This window comes from Streptomyces sp. NPDC059582 (genome assembly GCF_042735715.1).
GTDB lineage: Bacteria > Actinomycetota > Actinomycetes > Streptomycetales > Streptomycetaceae > Streptomyces.
In genome coordinates this window covers 80,780-94,425 of the sequence record NZ_JBHWCC010000041.1, presented here as the reverse complement: position 1 = coordinate 94,425, position 13,646 = coordinate 80,780, and the positions used below count along the sequence as shown (strand labels likewise).

The 13,646-nt window shown below is 69.1% G+C and carries 8 protein-coding genes; 1 reads left to right on the top strand and 7 read right to left on the bottom strand.

The features are described from left to right. Positions 1-558 precede the first annotated feature (558 nt). From ACFV0T_RS29650 to phoU, 3 genes are all read right to left on the bottom strand, one after another. On the bottom strand, positions 559-1,482 hold the full coding sequence (locus tag ACFV0T_RS29650; RefSeq protein WP_385785590.1) for a hypothetical protein: 924 nt from the start codon (positions 1,480-1,482) through the stop codon (positions 559-561). 493 nt (positions 1,483-1,975) lie between these two features. Continuing rightward, positions 1,976-3,010 (bottom strand): magnesium and cobalt transport protein CorA, encoded by a 1,035-nt coding sequence (locus ACFV0T_RS29645; RefSeq protein ID WP_385785587.1) that lies wholly within the window; start codon positions 3,008-3,010, stop codon positions 1,976-1,978. Positions 3,011-3,525: 515 nt separating this feature from the next. Further along, a complete protein-coding gene (phoU, locus tag ACFV0T_RS29640; RefSeq protein ID WP_385785584.1) occupies positions 3,526-4,200 on the bottom strand; it encodes a phosphate signaling complex protein PhoU in 675 nt (224 codons plus the stop codon). Positions 4,201-6,056: 1,856 nt separating this feature from the next. On the opposite strand from phoU, the gene ACFV0T_RS29635 reads away from it, so the two are divergent. Beyond that, positions 6,057-6,389 carry a hypothetical protein gene (locus ACFV0T_RS29635; RefSeq protein WP_385785581.1) on the top strand — a complete coding sequence of 111 codons (333 nt, stop codon included), beginning with the start codon at positions 6,057-6,059 and terminating at the stop codon, positions 6,387-6,389. 1,736 nt (positions 6,390-8,125) lie between these two features. Here ACFV0T_RS29635 and ACFV0T_RS29630 read toward each other — a convergent pair. From ACFV0T_RS29630 to ACFV0T_RS29615, 4 genes are all read right to left on the bottom strand, one after another. Next, positions 8,126-9,262 carry a barstar family protein gene (locus tag ACFV0T_RS29630; RefSeq protein ID WP_385785578.1) on the bottom strand — a complete coding sequence of 379 codons (1,137 nt, stop codon included), beginning with the start codon at positions 9,260-9,262 and terminating at the stop codon, positions 8,126-8,128. A gap of 255 nt (positions 9,263-9,517) precedes the next feature. Continuing rightward, the gene (locus ACFV0T_RS29625) at positions 9,518-10,366 is read right to left on the bottom strand and encodes an SDR family oxidoreductase (protein ID WP_385785575.1); all 849 of its coding nucleotides are present in this window, start codon (positions 10,364-10,366) and stop codon (positions 9,518-9,520) included. 386 nt (positions 10,367-10,752) lie between these two features. Beyond that, positions 10,753-10,911, bottom strand: a complete 159-nt coding sequence (locus ACFV0T_RS29620; protein ID WP_385785572.1) for a hypothetical protein — start codon at positions 10,909-10,911, stop codon at positions 10,753-10,755. A 55-nt stretch (positions 10,912-10,966) separates the two neighbouring features. Then, positions 10,967-13,432, bottom strand: coding sequence for a SpoIIE family protein phosphatase (locus tag ACFV0T_RS29615; protein ID WP_385785569.1), 2,466 nt, complete (start codon positions 13,430-13,432; stop codon positions 10,967-10,969). Positions 13,433-13,646: the final 214 nt, after the last annotated feature.

Sequence of the window (13,646 nt, the reverse complement as noted above, 5' to 3'; positions counted from 1 at the left end):
GCGCCATTGATGCTGATATCGAAATAAACGTTGCTCATAGCCCCCATCCTGCCACCCCCACACCACACCCCGACCACACGGGGTACCGGCACACCCCCACACCACCCGACAGCACCAACACTGGCGGCCACCGACACACACCACCCAGCCGACCACGCACCCGGCACACGACACGGACCGCGCCTGATCCGGCAAGCGGCGTCCATCCCGACCGTCAGCCGCGTAGGCGCGGGCCCGCTCAAGCAGGCATCCCTCGGCGCCGATGCGGGCGACGCCCATCCAAAGCCGTGCCCCGGGCTCCCCCGTTCTGAACGGGGGACGGTCCCACCAGGTGAGGGCCGCCATCGCCCGTACCACCAGCACGAGGCAGGTGAGCAGGCGGAGGACGACGGCTCCACTTTGAGTAGGCGACGCCGGCGTGATGATCGGTGTCGTAACCGGGTGCGGCCCTCGGGTCTGCTTGCACTGGTTGACGCAATGATTTGAGGACTCGGCGGTGACGGCGGCCGCCTCGGATCTCACGAGGAGACGGGCGGCCGCCGCTTTCCGGCGCCGGTGTTAGCGGACGTCGACGAAGTCACCCGCGGGCGCGGCCGGGGTGGCGACCGTGACGCCCTCGTACAGGTAGCGGAAGTCGCCGTCGACCGTGGCCTTGACCGTGGTCTTCAGGTTCCCCGCGGAATCCGACTTGATGGTCTTCAGCGTCGTGTAGACGGTGGAGCCCTTCTTGCGGAACTGGAGCTTGACCGGCTGGTTGGTGAAGCCGCGGTAGGTGTTGGTCTCCCAGTCCGCGCGGGTCAGCCTGCCCGTGACCGTGAGGGTCTTGCCCTTCTTCACCGGCTCCGGCGCGGCGTTCACCGACAGTCCGGTACCGCGCTGGACCAGCGTGGTGCCGAGGGTGCCGTTGTCCGCGAATCCGACCTTGGTGAAGTCGAAGTCCGTGGAGGTGGGGTCCTGGCCGTTGAAGGCGATGGCGTCGGCGCCGACGTGCCAGGTGCCCGCCTCGGGGTTCAGCAGGTCGCCCTCGTTCGGGTAGATGTCGATGGTGCCCTTGCAGGCGGCGGTGGTCGCCGAGGTGACCGTGCAGGTGGCGAAGTCGTAGCCGAACAGGAAGTTGTCGGGCAGGGTGTAGGAGCCCCGGTAGAGGAAAGGCTCCGTGAAGAAGTCGTACGCCGTGATGTCCACGTCGGTGCCGTGGGTCATCGTGTAGGTGACCGACGTGGCGACATGGGCGGTCGGGCCGACCTTGACCGACTTGACGATCTTGAGGTTGGAGAACTTCACGTCCATGGCGTACGGACCGTCGTCGTCCGGGGCGGGGGCCCGGAAGCCGGTCTTGCCCGACGCGGCGTGGGCGGCAGCGAAGATCTTCGCCACCTCCGCGCGCGAGGGCGCCGCGGCATCGGCGTGCGCGGCCGGCACGACGAAAGCGGAGAGAGCCAGGGCGCCGGTAGCGGCGGCCACAGTGGCACGAATGCGCATGCATTTCCCCAGTGAGGAGAAGGGGCCCACACGGCGGTCGTCACGCATCGCTCGTACCGCCGCTGCGGCCCTGATGATGAGGAGTCTGTTGACTCAACGGGTGAGACGATCACCCGGGGGGATGGTTGTACAACGTTTGAAGATTTTGTGAGTGCTTTCCGAAGGCCGCCTCGCCCGTTCGGCAACCCGGTGGCATCACCTGGATGATCCGCAGGTCCGGAGCCCGTGGCGGCCGGACGGTCGGACGGTCGGACGGTCGGACGGTCGGACGGTCGGACGGTCGGACGGTCGGATGTCACGTGCCGACCGATCCGACGGTTCAGGCATCCCGGGAGCAAGTCCAGGAGAGACGCTGCGGCAGACACCTGTCACGCCGGAAGGTCGATGTCGACGAAGGCGTGACATTTGACGACAACTCCTAGCGAGTGACATCTCTGGCCGAGCGTCGCCCGTGACGGTCCCTCCGCCTCCACACTCGTCCGGCACCCCGTCTTCAGAGCCATTTGTTGCGGCGGAAGGCACGGTAGATGACCGTGCACACGGTGATGATGAGTACCCAGACCGCTGGATAGCCGTAGGGCGACTTGAGTTCGGGCATGTACTCGAAGTTCATCCCGTACACTCCGACGATCATGGTGGGGACGGCGATGAGGGCAGCCCACGCGATGATCCGTCGCATGTCGAAATTCTGCTGGACTCCGAGCTGGGTGATGCTGGCTGCGAGCATGCCGCTGACGAGCTCGTCGAAGGACAGGATCTGCTCACTGACCCGCTGGTGGTGGTCGGCCACGTGCCTGAAGTAGGTAGCCACCCTGGTCGGGATACCCGGAACGGTCCCGTCACCGAGGCGCTGCAGGGCGCTGGTGAGCGGCATGACGGCTCGCTTGAACTCCAGGAGTTCCCGCTTCAGCTGGTAGATCCGCCCGGCGTCGACCGTGAGGTCGGGGGAGAAGACCTCGGCTTCCAGAGTGTCGATGTCACCGGCGAAGGAGTCGGCGACGTCCATGTAGCGGTCGACGACCATGTCCGCGACCGCATGCAGGACGACCGCCGGGCCGCCGCCCAGCTGCTGCGGATCTTCCTGGAGCTGCCGGCGCAGACCGTCAAGCGGCGGGGCGCTGCCGTGGCGGACGGTGATCGCGTAGCCGGGGCCGGCAAAGACCATGATCTCACCGGTGTCGACGATGTCGCTGGTCTCGGTGACCTTCTCGTGGTCGACGTACACGATCGTCTTCAGCACCAGGAACAGCATGTCGCCGTAGCGTTCCAGCTTGGGCCGCTGGTGTGCGTTGACGGCGTCCTCGACGGCGAGCGGGTGCAGGACGAAGGCTTCCGCAACCTCGCGCAGCTGTTCCGCGGTGGGCTCGTACAGGCCGATCCACGCGAAGCGACCGGCCTGCGGATCTATCCGCTCCATGATCTTGGCCAGGCTCACCTGCCCTGCGACGCGGTGGCCGTCCTCGTACAGAGCGCAGTCCACCACCGCCGACGGCAGATCCTCCGCCTTCCGACCGCCCAGCTGTGCCATGGTCCCTCATTCGGTTCGTGCACGTATCGGGGTGCAACCTGCCCGGCCACTTGGCGTCTCTCCTTGATCAGCAGATCCGCCGTTGAATGGACACTCCCTCGGGGTGCGGCCCCGCGCCGGGTCCCGCCCGTGAACTCTGCGAGCGGATGCCCCCGGCGCTCAGTGGACGGCGGTCATGCAGCCTCGCGGGTGCACCGCCTGGTCCCCGATGACTGAGTCGAGCTGCTCGGCTGCCGTACGGCCGCTGTGCATCTGCCGCCGGCGACTGCCTGCGATGAGGGGCGAGGCCGGTGCCCAGCCAGGCAACGGCGTGTGGGGTGCATCGGGCGACTCCGGCGGGCACGATCTCCGAGAACAGCGAGGAGTACCCGGGCCCAGCCGGCCTCACGCTTCCACGGACCGCTGATTCCGTCGCCTTCGCTCGATCCAGTGCAGGAGAAATGGCGGCGCCCTGTCAGCTCTGTATCCGGCTGCCGTTGGACGGCGTCAGACTCACCCGGACCGGAATTCGCAGGTCACGCGGTCACACGCTCGTCCGTGACCGTTTGCTTCATCCGCTGCCCCGTCACGAGATAGACCACGCGCCGGGCCACCGACACGGCATGATCGGCGAACCGCTCGTAATAGCGGCCGACCAGCGCGACGTCCACGGCCGCCTCAACACCGTGCTGCCACTGGTCGTCCAACAGATGGTGGAAGACCATGCGGTGCAACTCGTCCATACGGTCGTCGTCCTGCTCCAGCCGGAGCGCCGCATCGACATCCTGCGTAAGGATCACTTCGCAGGCCTGCGCCATCAGACGCTGCGCGAGCTGGCCCATCTCCAAAATCGTGCCATGCAGTTCCCGCGGCACCGCCGGCTCGGGAAAACGCATACGGGCCAGCTTGGCCACATGCTGGGCCAGGTCACCACAGCGCTCCAAGTCTGCGCTCATACGCAGCGACGTGACCACGACCCGCAGATCCGTGGCGACCGGCTGCTGCCGTGCCAGCACCGCGATCGCCCGGTTCTCCAGGTCACGGTGCAGCACATCGACCGAGTCATCACCGGAAATGACGCCCTCGGCAAGCGTGAGATCGGCATCCAGAAGGGCGGTGGTAGCCCGGCCGATGGCAGAACCGACCTGGTTCGCCATCTCCACCAGGCCCTCACTGATCGAGCTCAGTTCCTCGTGATAGGCCTCGCGCATCGCGTTGCCACCGTCCAGTCATGTATGTGCCAGTCTCTGTCGTCCGTCAGGCTCGCACACAGATCCCCTCGTATTCCGTCCGTAGGACCGGGGAGAGCGACTTCTTAACGAATCTCATTGCATGGCAGGGACAGCTCACCAAACGCCCAGATACAGATACAGATCCCCATCCGCGAGGTCCGGGTCGTCAACTGACCGGCACGGCCCGCGCGACCGCCGGACGGCACCCCGGCCACAGGCCCGACCCGACCTGACCCGACCCGACCCGACCCGCCAGCTCCCCCCGGCACGGGGCCGTCGGACCGCAGCAGGTCGCAGCCCGGCGCGGTGGCTGCGCAATTCGGTGTGCGGCCCCGCGCCGCTCACGCCCGTCAGCTCTGCGATCCGGCGCTTCCGGTGCCCAAAGGGCGACGATCAGTAGGCGGCGCAGGCACCGCCGGGACCTCGACGGCCGGGGCGGTCTGTTCAGCGGCGGCCCGCTCCGCGGCCGTACGGGCGCGTGCGTCGCCCGTCGGCGAAGGCTGTTCCGGAGTGGGGCGGGGGCCGGTGCCGAGCGAGCGGCGTGTGGTGTACATCCGGCGAGTCTGCCAGGCACTGATCCACTCGGAGAACAGACAGGCGCAGACAGTTCGGGCCGGCTGACCTTAGGCCCGTGACCAGGGCCGTCTGCGATGAAGTCCTGTGACTGCTCCTACGAGCAAGAGTGATGTCGCAGCCCGCGTCCAGCTCCTTCTGAAACGGTCAGTCATGCCGGAATGCGCTGTTGTTGTGTCGGCTGCGGGAGAATCCCGCAGCGGGGAGCCTGAGAGGTCGCTGGGGCTGTTCCTGGCGACCTGCTGATCTTCTCCTGGTGCGCCGGTCCCGTCCGGCGCCAAGCGCGGAAGCTCCGCCGACGCGCAAAGCAGATACGGCGCCCCGATCCCCGGCGGCGTGCCCACCCCACCCCGACCGTCCCCTTCACCTTCTCTATGTCCTGGTCATGGGGCGCGGGGGGGGCAGAGGGGGACGTCGGGCTCCCGACCACGGCCCGACAGTCGTGGTGACCTGCGGATACGTGGCACGCTGTGCGGAAGGGTGCGAGCAGTTGCGGGAGGGGTTGTCGGCGGGGACGCCGGCCGGGTTGTCGGCCCGGTCGGCAGAAACGTGGTCGCACCCTGGCCGCGGCCGGCTGCTGCTCGGCTGCTGCTCGGCTGCTGCTCCAGTCGTACGCCAGCGCGACAGGAGGACTGCCGGGCCGTACGTGCTGTGGCCGCGGGCCGGGGTAATGCGGCGCGTGGCGGCGTGAACTTCGCGCAGTGATGGGACGGGGGTGGCTGTGCGCCGGTACGGTCGAAATGCCGCGACCGGGGGCTGTGCGGCGCGTAGGCACAGGGGGGATACGACGGGTGAGTGACGGGGAAAGCCGGGGCGCGGCCGGGAACGAAGGCGGAGATCACAGGGATCACGTCGATTTCAGTGACGGTCGCTTTGCCGGTCAGGTCGTGGCTGTCCAGCACAACTACTCGACGGCCCCGCCCTCCGGCCATGGCATCAAGCGGCGGGGACTCGTCGCTGCCCGGATCGCAGCCGGTGTCCTGGTCCTCTCCCTCGCTGTCTATGGCGGCACCCAGCTGCCCAGCGATCAGAACGACCCCAAGGGCACCGCCGGCAGCCGACCGAACCCCTCTTCCACCCCCACGCCTCCAACGGACGGCTCTGCCTCGCCGAGCCGTTCCTCCAGCGCTACCCCTTCAGCCAGCACCTCCGCCACAACAACACCCCCGACGGATCAACTCACACCCCCGCCCACGCTCCCCACTGATCCGCCCCAGCCCAGGCCCGCCGCACCCACCGTGACAGTGCACTGGCAGGGTGGATTGACCCTCTACAGCAACGGAGCGCCGACCGGGTGGCGGTTGGACGAGCGGCCGCCGACCCAGGTTTTGCTCGGTGACCTCAGCCTGGAGTGCGACTGCCACCCCGGCGAAGTCGTCGGCAACGCTATTGCGGCATGGAATGGCTCGGCACTTCCGACGTACCAGCAATGCTCCGCGATGAGCGACCAGTTGGCGCGGCGGGCGCTGGCCGTTCAGGAGGGGACCATGGTCTGTCTCAGAACCCAGGAGGGCCGTCTGGGCTACTTCACGGTGACGAACGTATTGGGCCCTTCCGAATTCAACATGGAAGCGACCATCTGGGATCGTCAATGACCCTGCCCCGGCTGCCGACGGAGCGGGCAGGGCGTGCGACACGACCGGACGGGGATCGATACCGCGGGCACGGTCAACGGCCATGCGCCCGGCCTTCCCGCTCAGCAGACACTGCACCGTCATGGCCGGCACGGCAGCGAGCAGGCCCACACCGTGAATGCCGTACTCCCGCAGGATCATGGCGTGGCGGGAACCGAGATCCTCACAAGCCCCTTCTCTCATGGCCATGGCGCAGCCTGGAGAAGGACGGCTACCGAGTTCTGCTCCGCGTCGACGCCGGGCGGGTGATGCTGCGATCCTGGCGCGGCGTCGAGATGACGCCCGCGTTCCCGGAGACGTGGCTGGCGCCGCGCAACTGCCTGACAAGAGCGCGCCGGACGGTGAACCGGTCGTCTGGGAACACGGCAGCCTCGCGTGCGAACGCCTCCAAGGGAGCCGAGCTCCTGTCTCAACAGTTGCCCTGGCAGGTACCTTTCCTGCTCCGATCGTGGTGGCGAGGGCGATGATGACCTGTCACACTGATCACGTGACTGCCAACCGAAAGGGCCATGCCGCGTAGGCGCCCATCGACGCTCCGCGCGAGGAGCTACGTCTCCACCGCATCGCGGAATCGCTATTCGATGATCGGCCGTATCTCTGGGTCGGCGCAGGCTCAGGTGATCGTCTTGGAGCGCACCCGCTTCGGTCCCGGCGCGGTGGCCGCGTCATTTGCACGGTGGGCAGCTGTCGCCAGAACACCTCGAGGTCAGCAACCCGCTCTGTACTCACCTGGGTGCGGTGAACCGTCGTGCTGTCCTTCCCCGGGAGAAGATCGCGATCTGCTCGAGCGTGTCGTCCGTGCCATGCCGCGCAAGTCGGCGAGGGAACTTCGGGCGATCCTCAGTGCCCTCGACGACGCAATCATCAGCCATCCAGACCTCGTCCACACCTACGTACTTCGTGGACGGTGGTGGGTCGGCGACGTCTGAACTCGCAGCTGGTGAGCCGGGCCCGCGAGCGCCGCACCCACCTTCCGCCGCGTGATCGCCGGCCACACCCGCGCCCTGACTCGTGCCCGCCGCGACCTCGTCGTCCCTGTACACCCCTGGGCCGCCAGTCGCCCTGGACGACGACTCGCACTGGGAGATCCGTCATCAGTGCCTGGCCGACGCCACGCTTCCGCTCGACGACCGCGCCGCCGGCGCCCTGCTCTACCTCTTTGGCCCAAAAGTCACCCGGACTGCCGCACTTGCGACCGACGCCCTGACTGTTCGAGACGACGAAGTCGTCCTCGCCCTCGACCGAGTCCCCATCCGGCGGCCCCAACCCCTGGCTCGGCTCCTGACCCGACTCGCCGAACAATCCCCGCCGCCGGGCTGGGCAGCGAACTACCCCAACCGTTGGCTCTTCCCCTCCGCCGATCCCGGGGGCACTTCACCGGCAGCCCACTGACCCGCCGCCTCGCCGCTCACGGCACCCCCAACCGACCCGCCAGAGCAGCCGCCCTCGTCCAACTCGCCCAGGACATGCCCCCAGCCGTCCTCGTCCCCATGCTCGGCCTCCACGTAGGCACCCTCGTCACATGGCGCCGACATGCCGCCACCGACTGGACCGCCTACCTCCAAGCCCGTACCTCCAGCCGCGTACCGGGAGACGAAAGGGCCAGAACCCCATGGCCGCCTGGCCGATGCCTCGGTCCTTTCCCGCTCCTGGCCAGATGCCGTTTCCAAGCGCTCCGGGACCGGCCGTCGTCTGCTTCACTCGAGTACGACCGTGACGCCGTACTCGCGCAGGAGGTTCACGGTCTCGTCGAAGTAGGACAGGCCGCCGCGGTGGTCCAGGATGTGTTCGGCGAGGGCGCGGCGGGCGGCGTCGGCGTGGTGCCAGACGAGGGTGAACGGGGGGACAACGGAGGGCCCGCCGCCGAGATAGTCCTGGACCGAGTCCAGGCTTCTCCCATAGTTGGCGCCGGGGCCGAGCAGGGCTTCGCCGAGTGCCAGGAGCAGGCTGGTCCGGTCCGTGACGTGCTGTCCGTCGAGGTGGTACGTCCCGCCTGAGAGGCCGTCCGGCCCGTACGGGCCGACGCGGGTGAGGTCCAGCCACTCGGATCTGCCCCTGGCGTCGAACTCTGCCCACTTGTTGGGCAAGGTGGGAACGCCGTCGAACCATATCTCCCGAACTGGGCGGGCGGCCAGGGCGGGACGGTCGTCGCCAGGGTCGGTGAGGGTGACGTCGATCAAGGTTCCGCCGAGGACGGACGGGCGTGCCTCGACGCTACGCAGCTCCAGGCGGTGCGTGACCATCGTCCTGCCATGGCGGTCGAGGCACCACAGCGCGATCGGATCGCCGTCCTGCGGATGGGGACGGCACAGCAGGTCCAGCAGAGGTTCGGCAGGTTCGCATCCGACCAGGTGCACGGGCGGGCTCGGTCGCCGCGGGCGCGGGGTGAACAGGCCGTCGACGGACCGGCAGCTGCCCGACGGTCCGCTCTCCAGGAGAGACGGGAGCCACAGGTCGAACCGCGGTCTCAAGGGCACTTGTCTACTGCCCCAGCAGTCGTCTTCCCTGACGCCGGCGCCCAAGACGACATCCACGCGCCCAGGATCCCCGGGTGTGGGCCAGTGCGCCAGGGCGGCCGCGTCCTCCAGGTCCCAGAACCGCAACGGCCCGTCGTTCGAGGGATCCGTGGACTCGATGGAGATCAACCCATCGCCCAGCAGCCGCACCGGCTCGGCGGTCCCGGCCACGGCTTGGGCCAGCAGGCTCTCGCGCAAGCAGCCGCGCAGTGTCAGGACCGCCCGTGGCAGCGGAGGAGGGTCCATGAACAGGCCCTCGACCTCCGCGCACCGCCCCCACGGCACGTCCGCCTCCTCGTCGTCGATGTCCTCCTTCACCAGGAGGTACCGGACTGGAAAGCCCCGCCCCCACGCCAAATGTTCCTCAGAGCGCACACTTCTCCCTGCTGCCGGGCCACCCTCACGCGCCAACCATATGGGTTCCCTACTGCCGCGAATATCGCGCTCCTGAAATGACGCTCCCCGCCGAACGGGACGCTCGGGCAGCGCCCCCTTGCCATCCGCGTGAGCTGCCCGCTCGTTGTCGGGATTGACGCTGACCTCGGCGGTGGGCGCGGCGGGAGGGACACACGGTCATCTGTCGGTGGATCGCAGACGCTCTGCCGGCCGCGACCTGCGAACCACTTTGATTCTCCGGTCGAACTCGCGATTGAGGAACGGCAAGAGAACACTGCCGAACCGCGCCAAGGCCCGGGTGCCCGCGTCCGGGCAGATGACGAAACGCCGCCGCTCGATGCCGTCCACGATGGCCGCCGCGACCTTCTCCGCTGTGAGCGGCTTGATCGTTCCGGCCACCACGCGGGTCTCCTCAGGCTTCCACTGGTTCTCCTCGGCGAGCTGCGGGGTGTCCACGTCCGGCGGGAAGACGACACCTACGTGCACTCCGTCGGGGGTGAGCTCCACCCGCACGGACTCCATCAGTCCGCGCACGGCGAACTTGGCCGGTCCGTACGCGCTGTAGCCGAATATCCCGATCAGCCCGGCGGCGGACGAGACCGCGACCACGCTGCCGTGCCCGCGCTCCACCATGCCGGGGGCCACGGCCCGGATCGCGTACAGCGTGCCGAAGTAGTCGACCTCCATCATCTGCCGGAAGACCTCTTCCGGCAGCTCCAGGAAGTGCCCGGGGCGAGCGAGCCCTGCCGAGGTGATCAGGACGTCGCAGGGCTGCCCCTGTTCTTCCTCCAGTTCGGCTATGGCGCGAGTGAGGGCTGCCTGGTCTGCCACGTCGGCCGCCCGCGCGGCGGCTGACAGCTCCTTCGCGGCCTCCACGAGACGCTCCCGTCCCCGCGCGATCAGCGACACCTTCGCCCCGCGCCCCGCGAACAGCCGGGCCGTGGCCAGGCCGATGCCGCTCGACCCGCCCGTCACGATCACATGTGCCGAACTGACGTCCACGGGGCGGGTGTTCCGCAGTCTCATGGCTGGGAGCGTATAGGGCCGGTTCATCGTTGGCAGGACGTCCGTCAGCGCGGTGCGTCGGAGAGGTGCGCGTGGCCCGGGCCCACTGAAGATCCACCACCTTGAAGTCGCTGGTGACAACCGCCCCGACCACCACGAGAACACAATCAGCGACCCACCCGCGGAGCTCAAGATCGTCCGCCGTTTCGACCGCACCCGCTGGTACGCCTCCTCGTTGAGGAAACCGCCGGCCCGGCCGCAGTTCACGAACACGGGATGCTCGGGGGTGGCCTTCGGCGGCGCCGGGTCCATCGGCTGCGTCCCGAGTCGGTCCGGCCGCTGCTGGACAAGAATCACGGCACGCGAGCTGGCCCTGGCCACCGAGAGCAAGCAGGTCCGCGTGCGGCTCACAGGGTGGCCAATGCGGAGTTGGCGATCAGCAGTGAACCGTCGGGCCGGCTGATCGCGGTGGGTACATGCGACCGGTCGGGCAGACGCGGGAACCGATCGCGCCACACCGCCATCTGCCGCCGCGGCGTGGCGCTTTCACGGGATGCGTTGATCACGCCGCCCTCGACGTCGAGTGACGGGACGAACTCGCGCCGTACGACGGCGCATGCATCACGGAAGGGGTGTCAGTCGCTGGTCGGCCCAGATGAGTTTGCCGTCGGGAGTGCAGCGGGTTCCCCATCGGTGGGACAACTGCGAGACGAGGAGCAGACCCCGACCGTTCTCCTCGGTGGTGCGGGGGCGACGCAGGCGCGGACGGGAGATGCCGGCGTCGGACACCTCGCAGGTCAGCGCACCGTGCCGGATGAGGCGCAGGCCGATCGTTCCGGTGCCGTGGCGGATGGCGTTGGTGACGAGTTCGCTGACGATCAGTTCCGTGGACTCGGCCAGGTGCCCCAGTCCCCACTGGTCCAGCAGGCTGGTGGCCAGGGCGCGGGCGTGGTTGACGACGGCGGGATCGGCAGGAAGACGCCATGAGGCGACCCGCTCCGGGCCCAGTGACCTGGTGCGTGCGAGGAGCAGGGTCACATCGTCACTCGGTGCCCTGGCCGGCAACGCGTCCACCGCGGCCGAGCACAGGTCCTCCAGCGGGCGGCCGGGGTGGGCCAGGGTGCTGCCCAAGCGGTCCATGCCCGCGTCGATGTCCTGATCGCGGGTCTCGATCAGGCCGTCGGTGTAGAGGGCGAGCACGGAGCCCTCGGGCAGCTCCATTTCCACCGATGTGAAGGGGACCAGTCCGAGGCCGAGCGGGGCTCCGGCGGGCAGGTCGGGGAAGGTGACGGTGCCGTGCGGGTCGATGATCGCGGGCGGCGGGTGGCCGGCGCGGGCCATCGTGCAGGACCGGGTGACCGGGTCGTAGACCGCGTACAGGCACGTGGCGGCCATGGTCGCGCCTGCTGGGTCCAGGGGGTCGGCGTCCCCTTCGGCGAGGTGACGGATGACCAGGTCGTCCAGGTGGGCCAGCAACTCGTCCGGGGACAGGTCCATGTCGGCCAGCGTGCGTACCGCGGTGCGGAGCCGGCCCATACTGGCGGCCGCGTTGATGCCGTGCCCGACCACGTCGCCGACCACCAGGGCGACCCTGGCGCCGGGCAGGGGGATCACGTCGAACCAGTCGCCCCCGACGCCGTGGTGGTCGTCGGCGGGCAGGTAGCGCCAGGCCACGTCGGTGGCGGAGCCGCCCGTGGCGTGGTGCGGCAGCAGGTGACGCTGCAGGGCCAGGGCTGCGGCCCGTTCGCGCGCGTACTGGCGGGCGTTGTCGAGGCACAGCGCGGCCCAGCTGACGATTTCCTCCGCCAGGAGCAGGTCGTCCTGCTCGAACGGCGGGGAATCCCCGGTGCGCACGAACTGCGCCACGCCCAGCACGGCTCCCCGCGCGTGGATCGGGACGACCAGCAGGGAGTGCATCCGGTGGTCGTGGATCTTCCGCATCCGGGCGGGGTGCTCCCGGCGCCCCTGGGTGCCCGGGGAGGTGCCCGGCATCGGCTCCCAGTGCGACTTCCCGGAACGCAGGACAAGGTCGACGGGCGAGTCCGGCGCGACGAGGACCGGCTCTCCCCGCGCGAACAGGGACTCCGGGACCTCGCGGTGCATCGAGGCCAGGCCCGCGCGGCGGAAGGCGGGGATGCCGCCGCCCTGCGAGCCGAGGCGGGCCAGGGGCTCCTCACCGAGCGGGACCGACTCCGCCAGGTCGACGGCGACGAAGTCCGCGAGGAGCGGTACCGCCAGATCGGCGAGTTCCTGCCCGGTCCGCATGACGTCCAAGGTGGTACCGATCCGCGTACTGGCCTGGCCCAGGATCGCCAGGCGCTCCTGCGCCCGCTGGCTGTCGGTGACGTCCACACTGACGACGCACACCCCCAGCGCATGGCCGTGCGCGTCGTCCAGGCGGAAGTAGGAGGCCACCAACGTGCGTTCCGCGGGTGACCGTGCCGGCACGAAGGGCCGGTATTCCACCCTGACCGCCGGGACCCCGCTCTCCAGGACCTCGCGCATCTGCCCCTCGAGCGTCTCGGCCTCCGCGCCGGGCGCCGCCTCACTCAGGGTGCGCCCGAGCCGGCGCTCGACCGGAATGCCGTCCTTGAACCCCTGGGTGTCGTTGACCCAGGTGCAGCGCAGGCGGGTGTCGCGGATGACGACACCGAGCGGCATGTTGTTCGGCAGGTGCAGGGGCACCGGGAGCGGGGCGGCCGAGGAACCGTCCGCCGCGCGGGAGGGATGCGTCGTGTGATCGGTGGCCGTCACGACCCACCTGGCCCGCTGGTCCGGTCCGACCAGCGACTGTACTCCCAGGCGTACGTCGATCTCGTGCCCGTCACGGTGCCGGACCTGCGTGACGCCGGCCCAGCGGCGGGGGGACGGCCCGGCTTCCGGCAATGCCGCGGCGTCGGCTCGGTCATCGGCAGCCGCCAGCAGGAGCGCGGCGGAGCGGCCCACCACTTCCGCGGCCGGGTAGCCGACCAGCTGCTGGGCGGACTGCGTCCACCCGATCACCGTCCCCTCCGCGTCGATCAGGGCTATCGCCTCGTCGATCGATCGAGAAGCCGGCCGGGGGGCGGTGCGTGTCGAACCTGTCATGGAAGATCCCTTCGGTGACGCCGCGCGGTGACGACCGTCCTCGGCTGCGGCGGGTGCGGCTGTCGACTCCGTTCGTCGACACTTCGAGCTTTTCACCACGAAACCGTCCTATCTACGGCGAAAAGTCGGAATTGGGCGGTTCCGGTTCGTGGGATCGACGAACGCAGCTCGTGTGGGGGCCGCTCTCGGACGTGGCCCGGACGGTCCGTCGCCC